This window comes from Pseudoalteromonas sp. 1181_04, assembly GCF_052850545.1.
This window is the reverse complement of record NZ_VXCS01000023.1, coordinates 39,302-57,538: the sequence shown is the minus strand read 5'-3', so window position 1 is coordinate 57,538 and position 18,237 is coordinate 39,302. Positions and strand designations below refer to the sequence as shown.

Here is an 18,237-nt window from a genome sequence, read left to right as displayed (position 1 = left end):
GTCGTGTGTTCTATATTCTCGCAATCGGATTTATAGACGTCTAAACATCCACAACAAGATTATCTCATACAGAGGAAGCGCAATGACAACTCACACCTTAACTTTACTTGATGGCGGCATGAGCCGAGAGCTCACCCGCATTGGCGCTCCCTTTCAACAGCCGGAGTGGTCTGCGCTTGCCATAATAGAGGCGCCTGAAAAAGTAACCCAAGCACACAATAGCTTTATTCAAAGTGGTGCCAATATTATTACCACAAATAGCTATGCGTTAGTACCTTTTCACATTGGTGAAGAGCGCTTTGCACAATCAGCCAAATCACTTGCTGCAACAGCTGGCCAAGCCGCAAAAGACGCTGTGATACAAAATAATATAGGAACTAAAATAGCAGCCAGTTTACCACCTATGTTTGGCTCTTATCGTCCAGATTTATACCAAGCAGATCAACTTAGTCGTATCGCAACGCCTTTAATCGAAGGTTTAGCGCCTTATGCTGATTTATGGCTAATAGAAACGCAAAGCCTTATTCAAGAAGCGCTAGATATAAACACGTTAATTAACCAGATCTGCAACAACCAAAAACCGGTATGGGTTGCTTTTACCCTTGAAGATGAACAACCAAGTAATCAAGCAACTCTGCGCTCAGGAGAATCTGTAAAAGATGCAGTAACTGCCATGCTAAATGCAAAGGTAACGGGCATTTTATTTAACTGCTGCCAACCAGAGGTTATTGAGCATGCTTTAACCGTAACCTTAGATGTTTTAAAAGACCTGCAGGCAGAGCACGTACAAATAGGTGCGTATGCGAATGCATTTGCACCACAAACTAAAGAAGCTACGGCTAACGAAGGTTTAGATGAAGTACGAGAAGATCTAACCCCTCTTTCATATCTAGAGTGGGCTAAAAAGTGGCATAAACAAGGCGCCACCCTAATTGGAGGTTGCTGTGGTATTGGACCTGAGCATATAGCCCAATTAAACCATCACTTTGCGCCTTTAAAAGGTTAGTAATTAACACAGTATAAGCAGTCAAATGAAAGAAAATAAAATTGGATTAGTAGCGCTAACCGCGCTGGTATTTAGCGCCATGGTGGGTGCGGGTATATTTAGTTTGCCACAAAATATGGCTGAAGTTGCGGGCGTAAATGCAGTGTTAGTTGGCTGGCTTATTACTGGTGTTGGTATTTTGCTACTTGCTGGATGTTTTTTGCAACTCTCTCGCGCTAAACCTGAACTTGATGGCGGTATTTATATTTATGCCCGAGAAGGTTTTGGCGAGCTTGCTGGATTTTTATCTGCATGGGGCTATTGGCTGTGTGCCACCATTGGTGTTGTTGGTTATTTAGTTGTGGCGTTTGCTGCTTTAGGTGCATTTATTGATACCCCAGAACGCACTCTATTTGGCGATGGTAATACTTTTGCAGCCTTTATCGGTGAATCTATTATTTTATGGGCTGTGCATTTCATTATTGTTAGAGGCATTAAGCAAGCCTCTTTTGTAAACCTACTTGGCACCATAGCTAAAGTGATACCCTTATTATTATTTATAGGCTTTGCTTACGCGTACTTTGACCCTGCAATATTTAAAGCAAATCAAAGTAATGTCAGCGTGAAAACTGATTTTATTGAACAAGTAAAAAACACTATGCTAATTACTTTATGGGTGTTTACTGGCATTGAAGGTGCGGCAGTCCTTTCCGCTCGAGCTAAAAACCGTAAAGACATAGGCCTTGCCACATTTATAGGCGTGATTGCTGCGCTAATTTTATATATAGCCATCACTATGTTGGCATTTGGGTTAATGAGTCAGGCCAATATTACTGAGCTTAGTAACCCTTCAATGGCAGGTATTATGGCAATGATAACAGGGACCAGTGGTAAAGTTATTATTAGCGCGGGACTTATTGTGTCTGTATTAGCCTCTTATTTAAGTTGGATTATTTATGCTGCAGAAGTACCTAACAGCGCAGCCAAATATGGCGCATTTCCTAACATATTTAAGCAACAAAATAGCAATGGGACATCTATTGCATCACTGACCTTAACCAGCCTAACTGTGCAACTTTGCTTAGTGCTTATTTTATTTACCGGTAAAAGCTATAACACTTTAGTTCTTGTTTCTACGTCCATGATATTAGTGCCTTACTTTTTAGTGGCCGCTTACATGGTAAAAGTAGCCTTTGCAAAAAAGCTTTCTGTTGCTATTAAGCTGATGGGCTTTGGTGCCAGTATTTATGGACTATGGCTAGTATATGCTGCGGGGCTAAACACGCTGCTGCTATCTGTTATTTTATACATTCCTGGCATCATGCTATTTATGTATAGCCGTAAACAATTTAAGTTAAATAAAAATCTTTAAAATCAGTGCATTAAAAACATTCACCCGAGTTCAAGTTAAGCCTTTTAATGCAATTTTAAATAAGTAGGCACTAAAAAAGCCGAGCATACAGGGTTATGCTCAGCTTAAGCCTAGGAAAATATAATCACTACTGTTTAGTAATAAGTAGGTTCATATTGTCCTTATCTGGGCCAATCACTTTAAACGTGTAATTACCTGATTCGGTAATACTCAGCGCTATATTGCCACCTATCACTTCAAGCAACATTATCTCGTTAATATTAACTATTGGTGCATCGCCTACCCCGCCGTAGTCCACAGTGTTCCAATCTTCAGAGGCTATTTTAAACTCATAATCACCGGCATCTAAATCAAGTGATGTACTATAAATAGCATTCCCTTGATAGATTAGGGGGTTGTCGGTACCCCAGCCATTTAAGCTGCCACGTAAGTAAACTTGAGTGTCTGCAAACATTTGCGCATTAAATACACTCAGCGTGGGTGCATTCAAATCACTGGCATCAAAAATGAACTGATATTCGCCCTCGGTTGCAACATCCATCGTCATATTAGCGCCTTTAACAGCTAATAACTTATCTTCGGCAACGGTTACGATTGCATCCGCTTCACCGGAACCATAATCAACGGTATCCCAATCTTCAGAAGCAATTTTAAATTCATAACTGCCTACACTGAGTATTTTAGTAAAGGTATAAACGCCTTTACCTTGATAGATTAACTCATCACTGGTGCCCCATTCATTTAAGCTGCCACGAACAAATACAGGCGTGCCAACGAATCGTTCTTCGTTATAAATTCTCAGCGTTGGATTGTCTTTATCGCTGGCATCAAACGAGAATACATAAGTTGCATCAATTGCGGCATTAAAGGTCATATTCGCGCCACTGCGCATTAAAGGCTCGGTTTGATTTTCCAACACTGCTTTATCAGCATCAGACAGCGCGCCAAAATCCACACTCGACCAATCTTCAGAGGCAATTTTAAATTCATAATCTCCCGCAGTTAAAGTAATAGCGATACGGTATTCACCATTGCCCATATACTCAAAGCTGTCAGCTGTGCCCCAATCATTTAAACTACCTCGCACATATACTGTGGTGCTGCCAAAAGGCACTACGTCTGGCGCGCCCACTGTTGCATTCGCACTTAAGCCTACACCTTGGTTCTCGCCTTGTGGTTTTACAAATACCGCGATTGTATAAGCTGGGACTGTAAATGTACCGTCGGTTTCACTGGCAGTAAAACTCACTCCAAACATACTGCTATCGGTGCTGTTTTTAAGTATTGGATGTAATTCAAACCCAGCAGCGGTTGGTACTGTATGTGAAAGCGCTTGCTCAGTTGCATTAATTACTACTACGAGCGCGTCAACTTGGTTATCTAAATCTGCAAAACCTTGACCGTCATCAATGCTCATTACAATCAAACCATGTTGCTGGTTTTTACCAACATTGTGAAAACCTACACGGTCAATAACATCTTGCTCTGTGGTTAATCTAAATAATGGGCTGCTACTACGAATAGCTAAAAACTCTTGGAACACATCCCCTGCGTAAGCGATATCTTGCGGCTGTGCAGCAGCTTGTGGATTACCTGAGACCTTAATGATTTCAGGCCATTTCTGTTGGTTTTTCTCAGTATTAGGTAAACCAATATTCCAATTATTATTTTCTTTCGTTAAATCTACCGCATTAAACCAATCCCCTGCATTGTAGCTATCACGATCCATTGATTTTGAGCGTAGTAAATCAGCCCCAAGTTGCATAAACGGGATACCTTGGCTTACTAATGGAATTGCTAATGCCATATTATGCGCACGCACTCGTTGCTCAATACTCATACTTGTTGCATGTTTATATTGCAGTTGATCCCATAAGGTTTCGTTATCGTGCTTTGATACGTAGTTAATGCTGTCAGCAGGGTCTAAAGCATAAGCCGTCGGCTGAGTATTCCAGCTAAAGCTATTACCTTTTGCCGAATTACCTTTAAAGTCTTTCAGGATATAGTTTTGTAAATTACCCGCCAGTGATAAACGCAGAGTATCTTGGTCTGCTAAATTACCATCGGTCGGGTTATTGCTAAACATAGCCCCACCGCGCACAGCTTCACGGATGCGGTCATTGAATGTGCCAACTTCAGAGCCTGCCATATCAGCTTGCTTAGCTTGAGTGAACAATCGGTTATTAGCGACTTCACCAAAATCCCAGCCTTCGCCATAAAAGTAGTTGTCAGGGTCAACAGCTTGCACCGCTTCACGCGCTGCTAAAATTGATGATTTAGGCATGTGCCCCATAACATCAAAGCGAAAGCTATCGTAGCCAAAGTCGCGAGCAAGTATGACTAGTGAATCGCTAACAAATTTATCCATCATTACATGTTCAGTCGCGGTGTTTTCACAACAGGTTGAACGCTCGATATCGCCCGTTACTTCGCTGTATCTGTGGTAATAACCCGGTACGAGTTTATCAAACACTGACTTTTCCCAAATGCCTGATGAGGTTGTGTGGTTGTATACCACATCAAGAACCACGCGAAGGCCGATCTCTTGAAGTGACTGTACCATGGCGCGTGTCTCTTTAACCCGGGCAACCCCTTCACTGCTTGATGCATACGAACCTTCTGGGGCAATAAAGTGATGCGGGTCGTAACCCCAGTTAAAACCGTCTAAATCACGCATCGCGCTGGCAAGTGCTTGAGCATCATCAGAACCCGGAAAGTAGCTTTGCATTAAATTAGCAATGATGCTGTTTTTATTTTCGATTTTACAAGCATCGGCGGCATCGTCTATTCGCTCACATAACTTACCTAGGGTGTCAATGATTTCAACGCGCTTATCCGCATCTTCTTCAATGGTGCCAATGTCTGTTACAGGGAGTAAGTGAAAATGCGTTAAACCTTTGTCAGCTAGTTGCTTAAGGTGCTGCATAGGGATGCTTTCAAGCTCAGTAAATGCTAAATATTTACCTTGGTTTGCTGCGCTTACTGACGTATCGCGAATACTAAAATCACGTACATGACCTTCATAGATAATGGCATCTTCCGGGTTGGTAATTGTTGGTACACTGCGCTCATCCCAGCCTTGTGGTTTGGTATCGTCATCATTTAAGTTGATCAACTGCGAATACAGGCCATTGCTTGATACATTCAGTGAGTAAGGATCGGTACTCCATAAACTTTCAATCGCTTGAGTAGTAGGGTGGTAAACATCAAACGCATAGCGGTAATAATGACGGTCGTATTTGCTGTCTAAACTCACTGACCAAATACCTGTATTGCTGTCTAACGTCATGGCAGTGCTATGTACTTGTGCTTTATCGGCGTCAAATACATTAAGCATCATATTGCTAGCGGTTGGTGCCCATACTGAAACATCAATTGCATTGTTATTATAATGCACGCCTAGCATGGCTTCATTTGCGTCGTTTTCACCTTGGGTGTAAAGTGCATCAAGGGCTTTGGCGGTTTGCACAAAACTTGCTTCAAGTAGCTTGCCTTCTGCATCGTAGCCCGCTACAACGAGCTGTTGTTTTATAAGTTGTTTTGCAGTAGCGGCATCCCAATTACCTTGATAGGCAGTCCAATCTGTTAAGTGCGGTACTTTCGCTGCTTGTGCATCGGTTAAACTCGTTGCCATTAATTCAACGGTTTCACCATTTAAGCCAGTATCAACATCAACAACCAAATCGGCAGCAGCTGATGAATGCAGCTTAATAATCTGCGTAAGCTCATTGCTTGGCTTATACAGCACAGTATTTAAATCAATCCAGTGTGCTGATGCACCGTCAATTGCAACCGGGCGTTCGCCAAGCGCTTCTACTGGGTATTCAAATACTGTTGGCTCACCATCAAAGGTAAAGTTCATACGTACAAAACGCTCGTCGTCCTGCATCAGTGGCATGGTTAAATCCACATCACCATGGGCTTTACCTGAACCTTCTGTGCCAATATGAATAATAAAATTAGCGCACTCGGTATAACCGTCTTTTAGCGCGACAATCCAATAAGCTCCATAGTTTGGATCGACACCATTATATTCATGGCCATTAGCCCAATCGGTGGCATCAAACGGCGGCGCGTAAGCATCACAGCCGTCGGTATTCCAAGAGTGTAAACGATAGCCTTCGTACCCTTCATTCTTATCACGTTTATAAAATAATACGGCTTCATTTTCCCCGGCGAATACCACTGGGTCTGGTAAGTCGGGGTTATAGCCACTGGTACAGCTTTCATTATTTGCATCTGGAAACAGCGGTGCGTCACAAGAGATAGGCTCAGGAGCAACACATTGAGTGCCTGCTGCATTAGGGACTTGCGGTACATCACAAGTCAATAAGGCTTGGCCTGCTTTTACATCGCTACTGCCTGAGCCTCCACAGCCAAACAGTAGTGTTAAGCTCACTGCTAATAGCAAATGAGTCAATTTAGTTATTTTATTCATTATTTATGCTCCAATTTGCTATTAGTGGCTATAGGTAAAACCTAAATAAACCTGACGACCAAAGTACTGGGTAGTACCGGTGATGTTTTCATTGCCAAAGTAACTTTGGGTTGGTTCATCAGTAAGATTATTAACCTGTAGCAACATGCCAAATGAGTCTGTAAATTGATAAGAGGTTTGAAAATCGACCACGGTCTCGGCATCAAAATTAACCACTTGCTCATTGATCGCCACTTGCTCTGAAACAAAGTCTGAGCGGTAACGCACATTAAGGCGGGTTTCAAAATTATCTAAGCTGTAAAATAAAGTGCCGTTTAACACGTTTTTAGACAAACCAGGTAAACCTTGTGTAACCGTTTCACCACCTAAGCTGGTGATAGATTCAACTTCGCTCTCGGTGTATGAATAGCTACCGTTAAACCCAAGGCCATCAAAAGGGGCGGGTAAAAACGAAAATACTTGCGTGTAGGCAAGTTCAATACCGCGAATATAACCGCCATTGGCGTTATTTACCGCCGTTGTGTAAGTGCCGTTAGTTGTGGCAACTTGCTCACCACTGACTGGATTTTCTATATAGTCAGGGACGTTAAAACCATTACCTTTAAAGTCAAACCCTTCAATGGCGATGGTATCGATAAACGAATCGATGTTTTTATAAAAACCTGCGATCACTAGCGCACCATCTGACTCATCAAAATAATGCTCGTAAGAGATATCGTATTGGTCGGCATAAAATGGTTTTAAGAATGGATTATTGGTACTTGAGCCGTTAATTTTGCCGCTGGTTTTATCAGCCTGCGCACTGGCGTCCCCCGCTAGGCGATTAATCGGTGGACGCGACATTACTTTAGCCGCCGCAAAGCGTAATTGCGTGTTATCCGTTAGCTGAAAGTTTAAATTAAGGGATGGCAGATAATCGGTATAAGTTGTGCCAAGTACATTAGGTAAATAATTTTGATTTATGATGCCGATACTGTCGGTAATGTTTTGTGCACCGAGTGATAAATCACCATTAACATTTTCTAAAATAGTGGCCGATTGGTCGGTATCAACACGGCGAATACCAATATTACCCAGTACCGGCATAGTACCAATTTCAGTATTAATATTAAGCATGACGTAGGCTGAAAGCACTTCCTCATATACTGAGCCACTTTGTAACATGGTCCATGAGTAGTTAGTGGTATAGCCTTGTGTATCAGGTATTTTATCACCATCAAGATCGACAACGCCATCTGCATTACCCCAAGTTTTAACTGGCTCTGGTGCGCCTTCAGGAAACCAAGCATTAAGCGCTTTGTCTAAATCAATCGCCAAATATGATGGGAAATAACTAAAGTCACCTTCCCAGTCAACAACATTTACCATGTCATTGGTTAAACGCAGTGGCGGCTCACTCACTGAAAAATCACCATCATTACCGTATTCAAACACTGAGCGGTTATTGCTGTATTCGCGATCTGAATAACGCGCGCCAAATTCAACAGAGCTAAACCAGCTGTTATTCAGCTCGTATTTAAAATCAAGGCGATAAGCGCTTACTTCATCTTCATTTTGATAAGGGTAAATACCGTATTTACTAACCATTACTCGGTCGATATCGCTAAATGCAGCCGCTTGATTAAAGCCTACATCAGGTAAATTTAAACCATTAAGTTGGTAGTTTATTGATACGTTTTTATCTAACACAGGTTCTTCGGCTGAGGCGTCTTCGGCAACCAACGCCCACAATAAGCCATTGCGAAAGTTACTTTTAGCCCGTGACAGCGACACATCAACATTAACGTTTAAACGTTCTGTCACTTGCCAATCGGCGTTAACACCGTAGCTATCTACTTCATCAAAGTCTTGGTTATCATCATTCACAATTTCAACGCGAGTGTAGCCTTTTGAAGTACGATTAACAGAGGCACCAACTACTGAATTTCCCTCTAGCTGAGCGTTTGTATAAGTGGCCGTTGGGCCACCTAATTTCACTCGTAACCCACGGGCAAATGACTCAGTATCAAAGCGTGATAAAAACACGTCCCCTTTTAATTTAAAATTATCCACCGGTGCCCATTCAATCGCCGCCATATAACCGTTACGAGTTTCTTCTCCACCTAAATGCTGAAGCTCAAAACCTTCGCTGATATACTCATTTTCAGGTTTAAGTTCGGGGCCATTAGTATCATTTGCAACACCATCAACGTCTTTATTATCGTTATAGGCAAGGCCAATAAACTGTGTTGCTACGCTGGGTTGAAATAACCGAGCATAACCAAGTGCGACACCTAAAGTATCGTCAAGATATTTACCTTGATAGGAAAAACTAATGCGGTCGCCAAACTCAGTGGCATCGTTCACCTCTGACGCTCGGTCGTTGTACATACCTCTGGCGTTAACCACAAACTTATGTTGCTGATCATTATCAAGCGGGCTAGCTGTTTGCAGTTCTACCGTACCTGCAACACCACCTTCGATAAGCGATGATTTTGGTGATTTATACACGGCTGCTGAGCTGATCAATTCAGACGGATATTGGTCAAACTCAATACTACGGCTGCCACTAGTTGATACCTGTTCACGGCCATTTAAAGTTGAAAATACAAATCCACCGGACATACCGCGAATGTTGATTTCTGCCGCTTGCCCGCCGGTTCGTACCGCTGAGATCCCCGGTAACCGAGTGAGCGCATCAGCCATAGATACATCAGGCAAAGCACCTAAGTCATCCGCCGATAACTGCTCAGATACCGTATCAGTAAAGCGTTTTTGATTAAGTGATTGGATTAAACTACGACTAAAGCCACGCACTTCAATGACTTCAAGATCTTCTTCTAGTTGTGGTTTTTTTACGGTACTTTGCGCGTCACTTTCAACCGCAGCTAATACACTGCTGGCTGCAAACATTGCGAGCATTAACGCACTTAGTTTGAATTTCCCCATGAGCTTTCTACCCTATTGATTTTATAATTGTGTGCTGTTTGTTTTGAAATTGTGGATAAAATAAAACCAATAAAGTGTAACTAAAAAGTAAAATAAGTGTGATGAATACGTATGCAGCAGTAAGGGCAATAGCTAGCAAGGTGAGGAACTTAGTTTAGAAGTGCTGCGATCATGTAGATAACGTAAAATAAATCGACTGACTAACGGAATAACTCAGTCATAAGCCACTATTACACAGGTGAATTAGAAATTGCTAAGAGCAACTTTAAGATAAATAGTAAGGATTGGTAAAATTTAATAAACTACACCATTAGCACCACCCTTATTGCTAGACCAATAAAAATCACCGCTAATATTTTATCAAACCATGGGGATGATTTAGTAAAAGCAAAGCGCTTCTTTGAAAGCTCTGTCAATGCTGCAACAATCAGATACCAGCCAGTATCAATAGTAAAAACCGTTAAGCACATAATCAAACCGATCTTAAAACTGAGATTGGCAGGATCTATAAACTGTGAAAACAGGGCTAAAAAGAATACCGCTAATTTAGGATTTAGAAACGCAATAGCAAAGCCGTCTTGCAAGGCTTGTTTTGCGCTGCCACTTTGCTGAGCCACTTTTAACTCACTATTACTTGGTTTGGCTAATAAGATTTTAACCCCTAAATATGCCAAGTACGCTGCACCTAAGTAAACTAACACTTGATACACAGTAGGAAATTGCAACATTAGTGCACCGAGGCCAAGTAACGATGCTGCAGCATAAAAACCGACGCCAACACCATGGCTCAGCGCTGCCAACATGCCATTCTTCATACTGCCATGAATGCTATGTTTTAACACCACAGCCAAACTTGGCCCAGGAGACATTGCACCCATCATACAAATGGCGACTAAGCTTAGCCACAGTGATAACGTCATTTATATTCCTTATAGTTCTTCATTTTCAATAAGTAAGATGTATGAATAAACTTGGCCGTATAATCCTGTAGAGGCGCTAACATTTATTACTTTCCAGCCATCTTGGTTTAATTGATAAATTCGCTCATTAAGTGCGTCAATATCAATACCGCCTCTAAAAAAGCCACGCTGCTTTTTAAACTCAATTATTTTCTGCATGGCTGTATCGCTTATAATTGATACTCAAAATCATAAATGTGTATACCGGCTTCGATGCGAATTGCCATTTTTCCGCTAAGGCCTGCAAGTTCATTACTACCAGAATCTGGCACCACGTTTAAAATTAATGAATCTTGGCCTTTATCCATAGTGCCAAAATGTTGCAGCACAAAGCTGCCTTGAAGACCTGCAAGTGTGCCAACTACTTGTTCAATTGCCACATAACCGGCACTGCCTTGAGTTGCGGTCATGGCACTGAGCATTTCGCCAGTGCTGGTTGCATCAAGCTCACCTGTAAACGTTTTATCAATCGACATACGACCCAGGTTTACGCCATCAATGCCCTTTGCATAACCTTCAATAGGATTGAGTTTAACGTTAAATTCGCCCGTTACTTTTTCAGTTGTCATGGTTAGTCCCTTAGTTAGTTATTGAAATTATGATTTAAGTAACCATATCTATACCCTATTCATCTAAAAGAATCCACTATGAGCAATAGTAAAACCGAGCAAAAAGACAAAGCTGCTTTTAGTAGTTTAATTCCTATTTTTCAGTTTATTAAGCCGTATAAATGGGTGGTTTTTGCAGCTCTTGCAGCATTACTTGTTACTGCCGGGGTTAATTTATCATTGGGCCAAGGAGTTAAATTTGTTATTGATCACGGCTTTATTGCGGGCTCTCAAGAACAATTAAAACAAGCTATAATCGTGCTAATTGGCTTGATCAGCTTATTAGCCATAGGAACATTCAGCCGTTTTTATTTAATGTCATGGATTGGTGAGCGCGTCAGTAATGATATTCGTAAAGCGGTATTTGATCGCATAGTCACCCTGCACCCGAGTTACTTTGAAGAAAACCGCAGTGGCGAATTAATGTCGCGCTTAACAACCGACACCACTTTGTTGCAATCAATCATTGGCTCGTCATTTTCAATGGCACTGCGCAGCGCTCTGATGCTAGTCGGTGGTTTAGCCATGTTGTTATTTACTAACTTAAAACTCACTTTAGTTGTAGTTGCCTGTGTGCCGCTGGTGTTAGTACCCATGATGATTTTTGGTAAAAAAGTACGCAAACTTGCCAGCTCCAGCCAAGATGCGATTGCCGATATCAGCACTTATGCGGGAGAAATAATTCAAAATATTAAAGTAGTGCAAAGCTATAGCCACGAACAACGCGAACAACACGCTTTTGCACTAGAGACCGAAAAAGCCTTTAACGTTGCGAAAAGCCGTATTAAACAGCGCTCATTTTTAATTGCTGCAGTAATATTTTTGACCTTTAGCGCAATTAGCGTGATGCTGTGGATAGGTGGTAGTGATGTACTGGCAGGCACAATGACTGGCGGTGAGTTAGGTGCATTTGTGTTTTACGCCATTATGGTAGCGATGTCGGTAGCAACCGTTGCTGAAGTATATGGCGAGCTACAACGTGCAGCGGGCGCTGCCGCGCGGTTACTTGAACTGCTCGCGGTTAAAAGTGAGATCACGAACCCTACAGCACCACAAGATCAGTTATTACATAACAACTCTAACGCTCCAGCCATTAGTCTTGATAAAGTAACCTTTAATTATCCATCGCGTCCTGATGTGAGCGCCTTAAAAACTATTTCATTAACGATTGAACAAGGCCAAACAGTAGCAATCGTTGGTCCGTCAGGTGCTGGTAAAACCACGTTATTTGAATTACTACAACGCTTTTATGACCCTGCCGGTGGCGACATTAAGTTTCATAATATTAATATCAAAGATCTATCCCTTAATACGCTCAGAAACAGCATGGGCATGGTGGCACAAAACCCGATTTTATTTAGCTCTGATGTGATGCATAACATTCGTTATGGCAACCCTGATGCAAGCGACGAACAAGTATATGCTGCAGCTAAACATGCTCACGCGGATGAATTTATTGCACAATTACCTAACGGCTACGAGAGCTTTTTAGGCGAGCAAGGGGTGCGCTTATCAGGCGGCCAAAAACAACGAATTGTATTAGCAAGAGCGATATTAAAAGACCCAGAAATACTGTTACTCGATGAAGCAACCAGCGCTTTAGATGCGCAAAGTGAGCATCATGTACAAGCTGCGCTTGAACATTTAATGCAAAACCGTACTACGCTTATCATTGCCCACCGCCTCGCCACAGTAAAACATGCTGATATGATAGTGGTAATGGAGCACGGAGAGATAATCGCAACAGGTACTCATCAACAATTGCTAGCGAGTAATCCACTTTATCAAAAATTATGTGAGCTGCAGTTTAATAGGGATTGAAGCGGTAAGCGGTAAGCGGTAAGCGGTAAATAATCTCAATCATTTGCTTAGGTAGCAAATGATTGAGATAAAACATTAACCTTTAGTATTTGGTACAATTTGAACTTCCACGCGGCGGTTTTGCGCGCGGCCGTTGGCGCTGTCATTGCTGGCAATTGGGCGAGTTTCGCCGTAACCACGTGTACTAATACGCCCAGCTAGAATTTGCTGATTCACTAAGTAACCTTTCACACTCTGCGCACGCTGTTGCGATAACGTCATGTTGTAGCTATCTTTACCTGTGCTATCGGTATGGCCTTCAATACTTAAATAAGTTTTTTCGTACTTATTCATCACTTTAGCAATAGCATCAAGGGTGTTATGAAAGCCAGATGAAATATACGATTGATCGGTGGCAAAAGTTATATTAGCTGGCATCACTAAACGTAAGTTATCGCCTTCACGCACAACTTCAACACCGGAGCCGGCTAACTCATCACGAAAAGCCGCTTCTTGTTTATCCATATAGTCACCAACCGCAGCGCCGGCTAGCGCGCCAATAGCGGCACCAATGAAGATACGTTTATCATCATGATCTCCGGTTGCCTTACCAAGTACTGCGCCTGTAGCTGCACCAATACCAGCTCCCATTCCTGTGTTGGTGGTCTCACAACCCGTTAATAATAATCCAACAATAGTCGCTGTTAGTAATGGTTTGGTTAAAGTCATGGTATTTCCTTGGTTATTAATTCTTTCATTAACAGCTAGTATGCAAACATTGTAATGAACGAAATATGAAGAAGATGTTAAAAGCTCAGCGCTTGCTCGTTAAGAGGAGGAAGTTCATAGGGAGCAATTAATGTATTTAGCTGACCAGTGGCAGCCATTGTTTTCATTAGCGCATCAACCTGCTGCGCTAATGGGGTTACTGAAAACTGTTTACTTAAAGCGAGATAACCATAGATTGTATCATTAAAACGATACTGCATTTTAACCAGTTTATTGGCTGGCTGATTCAGCACACTCATAGCATGATCCGCGGTATCTTCAACGGCAATAACTAAATCTGCACGCCCTTTCAATAATAGGTTAATAGCTGTGCTTTCTGTTAAAACAGCTATTTTAGTCAGTTCATCGTCTTCATCAAAACGTTTAAAATGTACGGCACCTCGCATAATCGCAATTTTTTTACCATATAAATCGTCATAGTTGTTGATTTGTAATTGGCTATCTTCGCGTGCATAAAATACAAATGACGAGGTTAAAACCATATAAGGTGGGGTTACAAATTGCATTACTTGCTGACGCATAGGTGTGAGGATCAAACCTCCCATCGCATTAACTTCGCCTTGCTCTAACATTCTTACACAGCGTGAAAATGGGCAACCAACCAGCTCTAACTTAAAAGGAAGTTGCTTTTTCATCTCCCGAAAAATATCAACAATCGCGCCTGATACTTCACCATTTTGATTAATTTGGCTATACGGTGGTGCATGATCCACGGCTAACGATATTTTTTGCACAGCCGCATTAGGTTCATTTGCAGCATAGGCATAGTTTATAAAGGCAAAAATTATAAAAATATAAACAATAAATCGCATAACTACTTAACTTTAACAAAGCCTTTTTTACATTGTAGACAGGTACAAAGATTAAAAACCATAAAATTGTCACGAAATTTTGTCATACTAAGCTGTTACGGCAATAAGAAACGAGAGAATTCATGTTACTAGCTATTTTTAAGCAGTTTTTTTTACTTGGTTGCATGAGCTTTGGCGGGCCAGCTGCACATTTAGGTTATTTTAAACGTCATTTTGTTGATAACTTGCAATGGCTCAATGCTCAACGTTATGCACAACTAATCAGTCTTAGTCAGGCTCTGCCTGGACCTGGGTCTAGCCAAGTGGGTTTTGCCATTGGTGTGGAGCGAGCAGGCGTATTAGGCGGTATTGCTGCTTTTGTTGGCTTTACCTTACCTTCCTTTTTGATCATGGCTTTATTAGCGATTAGCGCCCACCAATTTGATGCTATTTACTTTGCAATAGTTGCCGGTTTAAAACTATTTGCCGTAGTAATTGTGGCCGATGCTACGCTGAGTATGGCAAAAAGCTTTTGTACTAGCTGGGTACTCAAAGCGCTTGCTATGTTAAGTACCTTAGTGCTGATCTTATTACCGAGCCTGAGCAGTCAAATATTGGTTCTATTAGCAGCCGCTGCTATTGGCGCAATATGGCCATTGCTTAATCTAGCTCAAAGTAATCAAACAGCAACTAAGCAGCGCACAGTTAACTGGCCTGCATTCATTCTATTTGCACTATTATTGCTAGTGAGCTTTGTCCCACTAGGTTCTCAATTTGCAGATTTTGCACCCTTTTATCAAGCTGGGGCTATGGTTTTTGGCGGCGGTCATGTGGTATTGCCGATACTTCAAGCTGGCTTACCAAGTTTAAACACTGAGCAATTTTTATCAGCTTACGCCAGCGCACAAGCGGTGCCTGGGCCAATGTTCACCATTGCTAGTTATTTAGGCGCAGAGCTTAATAGCGAGCAGCCGCTTGTTGGTGCGGTGATTGCAACCTTACTGATTTTTACTCCTGGTTTTTTATTAATGTTAGCATTTCAAAAAAGCTGGCTGCAATTATCCGAACGCCCCCGCTTTGCCAGCTGTATTGCCGCGCTTAATGCCGCTGTGGTGGGTTTTTTAGCGGCTGCATTGTATTCACCAATTTGGACATCCGCAGTTCACAACATTTGGCATATTGTGATTGTTGTTGCAGCTTTTGCATGGCTAAGGTTAGCAAAGCCACCTATTTGGTGGCTATTAATCGTATTTGTTAGCCTTGGCCTACTTCAGTATTATTTGCCACTTTAATGGTAGGTTTAATAGCGGTTGGGGTGATTGCTGCAGGACTAAATTGCCCCGAGACACTTTGATAAGCGCGTAGGTCAAAAATAGGTAATACCGCAAGTAGATGATCCATGATCTCTGCTTGCAGATGCTCGTACGATATCCAGCGCTTATCTTCACTAAAACAATAAAACTCTATCGGTAAGCCATGATTTAACGGTTGTAACTCCCGCACCATTAATGTCAGTGACGTGTTTATTTTACTGTGCTGCTTTAAATATCCTTCAGCATAACGACGAAATAACCCTAAATTTGATACCGGATCAGGTAAGGTATTCATCTTAATATATTCTTTTAACGCGATAGTTTGAGAAATCGTTTTAGTCAGCTCGTCATCAGCTAAACGAATGCTATTCATATCTATATTGAGTGAGCGCTTGATCCGACGACCTCCAGATTCTTGCATACCACGCCAGTTTTTAAATGAGCCGGCCACCAGCATATAAGTGGGGATAGTGGTGATAGTGTTATCCCAGTTTCGTACTTTTACGGTATTTAACCCAAGGTCAATTACTTCGCCGTCAGCACCATAGTTATCTACTTGGATCCAATCACCATAGGTTACTAAACGATTTGCTGCAATTTGAATGCTGGCTACAAAGCCTAATATAGTGTCTTTGAATACTAACAAGGTCACCGCTGCAATTGCCCCGAAGCCTGAAAGAATATAGGTTGGCGATTTTTCCAGTACGATACTGACAATCAAAATCACACAAATCATAAAGGTAATAAGTTTTACTACTTGGATCAGCCCTTGAATCGGCACTTCGCGAGCAAACTCTAGTTGGTTATAAATGCCACCTGCAATACTTACTATGCTGCTGATGATAAAGCCAACATGAATAATTAATAAAGTTTGGCCAATCGTCTTCAGCACTTCAGCAGCAAATTCAGTAACTGGATAAACACTATCAAATGTTGCTAAGAATAATACACAGCACAACATCCCGGCAAAACGACGATTAAGTTTTGTCAGCATAGGCGCCAATAGCCCAATTCGCTCAGGAGAAAGTTTAGTCACCACCTTTTGAATACCTGGTAGCATTAAACGGCGGGTAAATAAATACACTACTAACAGCGAGAACACTCCAATTGCAGTGGCTGTAAGAGAACTGAATAATACTGTGTCAGGCATACCCTGAAACCAAGGCTGCACAAATTGCTGTAAATGAGTTGGAGTCGTCATGATAATTCTAATTCCTTGCTGCGGGAGGCTCAATAACAGTCATTTTAGCTATATTGATTGTTGCTTAACACTGTAACAAACCCAAAACCAATACAAGCTTAACAGTACTGATTTGGGCCGTTACCTATTAGCATTTGCGACTATGACTTAAGTTTTTACTCAAACTCGCTAAGCTGTTGTTCTTTCTCTTGCCATAAGCGATTTAATTCTGATTGAAAACGTACTCTAAATTCAGAATCTCCCGTGTAATCACCTATCAACTCTTGGCTTACCGGCATCACTTCTACATGAATATTAATTTGTTTTACTCGTCCACTGGCAAAATCCATAAAGGTAGGAATGCCCTCAGGATACTGAATAGTGACATTTACCACTTTAGAGATTTGCTCACCCATAGCTTGCATCACAAACGCCACCCCACCCGCTTTAGGTTTGAGTAAATGAGGAAACGGGCTATTTTGACGCGAATGTTTTTGCGCTGTAAAGCGAGTACCTTCAACGAAGTTAACCACACTCACCGGCATTTCTTTGAACTTTTCACAGGCTTTACGGGTTGTTTCTAAATCTTTACCACGTAATTTAGGATTCTTTTTTAATTGGCTTTTGCTGGTACGAGTCATAAAAGGGAAGTCGAGCGCCCACCAACATAGCCCCAGAACAGGAACGTATATCAATTCTTTTTTCAAAAAGAAGTTTAAAAATGGAATTTTACGATTAAACACACGCTGTAAAACTAAAATGTCCACCCAGCTCTGATGATTGGCAATCACTAAGTACCAGTCTTTTAGTTTGAGCTCTTCAAGGCCGGTAACACTTAGCTTGGTTGGTGTTAATAACTTTTGATTTAACGTATTAAACGTAACCCAAATAGAGGCGCATTGCTTAGCTGTCCAACTCATTAACTTTTGTAACGGTTTGATAGGGATAAGTTTAATTAGGCCACAAATAAAAATGGGAACAAACCAAATTAGTGTATTTATGGTGTAAAAGAAAATACTAAAAACACAACGGATCCAAGACATTACTACTTAATTCCTTTCATTAAAACTGTTC

The 18,237-nt window shown here is 41.6% G+C and carries 13 protein-coding genes; 4 read left to right on the top strand and 9 right to left on the bottom strand.

Annotated elements, in window-relative coordinates; translation table 11 throughout:
• Positions 1-82: 82 nt before the first annotated feature.
• On the top strand, positions 83-1,006 hold the full coding sequence (locus FW757_RS17985; RefSeq protein WP_446441538.1) for a homocysteine S-methyltransferase family protein: 924 nt from the start codon (positions 83-85) through the stop codon (positions 1,004-1,006).
• A 25-nt stretch (positions 1,007-1,031) separates the two neighbouring features.
• Complete coding sequence (locus FW757_RS17980; protein ID WP_446441537.1) at positions 1,032-2,357, top strand: basic amino acid/polyamine antiporter; 1,326 nt, start codon at positions 1,032-1,034, stop codon at positions 2,355-2,357.
• A 127-nt stretch (positions 2,358-2,484) separates the two neighbouring features.
• Here the strand turns inward: FW757_RS17980 and FW757_RS17975 are convergent, their stop codons facing one another.
• The 5 genes from FW757_RS17975 to FW757_RS17955 all read right to left on the bottom strand — a co-directional run bounded on the left by FW757_RS17975 (position 2,485) and on the right by FW757_RS17955 (position 11,251).
• A complete protein-coding gene (locus FW757_RS17975) occupies positions 2,485-6,795 on the bottom strand; it encodes an alpha-1,6-glucosidase domain-containing protein (RefSeq protein ID WP_446441536.1) in 4,311 nt (1,436 codons plus the stop codon).
• A 21-nt stretch (positions 6,796-6,816) separates the two neighbouring features.
• Positions 6,817-9,723, bottom strand: coding sequence for a TonB-dependent receptor (locus FW757_RS17970; protein ID WP_446441535.1), 2,907 nt, complete (start codon positions 9,721-9,723; stop codon positions 6,817-6,819).
• A 302-nt stretch (positions 9,724-10,025) separates the two neighbouring features.
• Positions 10,026-10,643 carry a LysE family translocator gene (locus FW757_RS17965; protein ID WP_182768041.1) on the bottom strand — a complete coding sequence of 206 codons (618 nt, stop codon included), beginning with the start codon at positions 10,641-10,643 and terminating at the stop codon, positions 10,026-10,028.
• A gap of 9 nt (positions 10,644-10,652) precedes the next feature.
• Entirely contained in the window at positions 10,653-10,841 is a 189-nt protein-coding gene (locus FW757_RS17960; RefSeq protein WP_182768042.1) for a hypothetical protein, read from the bottom strand.
• A gap of 11 nt (positions 10,842-10,852) precedes the next feature.
• Positions 10,853-11,251: a DUF3224 domain-containing protein gene (locus FW757_RS17955; RefSeq protein WP_145241975.1), complete on the bottom strand. Its 399-nt coding sequence runs from the start codon at positions 11,249-11,251 to the stop codon at positions 10,853-10,855.
• 78 nt (positions 11,252-11,329) lie between these two features.
• Here FW757_RS17955 and FW757_RS17950 point away from each other — a divergent pair, with 78 nt between their 5' ends.
• The gene (locus FW757_RS17950; RefSeq protein ID WP_182735715.1) at positions 11,330-13,111 is read left to right on the top strand and encodes an ABC transporter transmembrane domain-containing protein; all 1,782 of its coding nucleotides are present in this window, start codon (positions 11,330-11,332) and stop codon (positions 13,109-13,111) included.
• A gap of 75 nt (positions 13,112-13,186) precedes the next feature.
• Here FW757_RS17950 and FW757_RS17945 read toward each other — a convergent pair whose 3' ends face one another.
• Entirely contained in the window at positions 13,187-13,819 is a 633-nt protein-coding gene (locus FW757_RS17945; RefSeq protein ID WP_149983073.1) for an OmpA family protein, read from the bottom strand.
• Between the two features lie 77 nt (positions 13,820-13,896).
• Positions 13,897-14,691 carry a substrate-binding periplasmic protein gene (locus FW757_RS17940; RefSeq protein WP_182830562.1) on the bottom strand — a complete coding sequence of 265 codons (795 nt, stop codon included), beginning with the start codon at positions 14,689-14,691 and terminating at the stop codon, positions 13,897-13,899.
• 122 nt (positions 14,692-14,813) lie between these two features.
• Here FW757_RS17940 and chrA point away from each other — a divergent pair, with 122 nt between their 5' ends.
• Positions 14,814-15,962 (top strand): chromate efflux transporter, encoded by a 1,149-nt coding sequence (gene chrA / locus FW757_RS17935; RefSeq protein ID WP_182719104.1) that lies wholly within the window; start codon positions 14,814-14,816, stop codon positions 15,960-15,962.
• On the opposite strand, the gene FW757_RS17930 is transcribed toward chrA, so the two are convergent.
• Together FW757_RS17930 and FW757_RS17925 are read right to left on the bottom strand one after the other, a co-directional pair.
• On the bottom strand, positions 15,925-17,184 hold the full coding sequence (locus FW757_RS17930; protein ID WP_145241985.1) for a mechanosensitive ion channel family protein: 1,260 nt from the start codon (positions 17,182-17,184) through the stop codon (positions 15,925-15,927). The genes chrA and FW757_RS17930 overlap by 38 nt on opposite strands.
• A 155-nt stretch (positions 17,185-17,339) precedes the next feature.
• A complete protein-coding gene (locus FW757_RS17925) occupies positions 17,340-18,206 on the bottom strand; it encodes an acyltransferase (RefSeq protein WP_446441534.1) in 867 nt (288 codons plus the stop codon).
• Positions 18,207-18,237 lie beyond the last annotated feature (31 nt).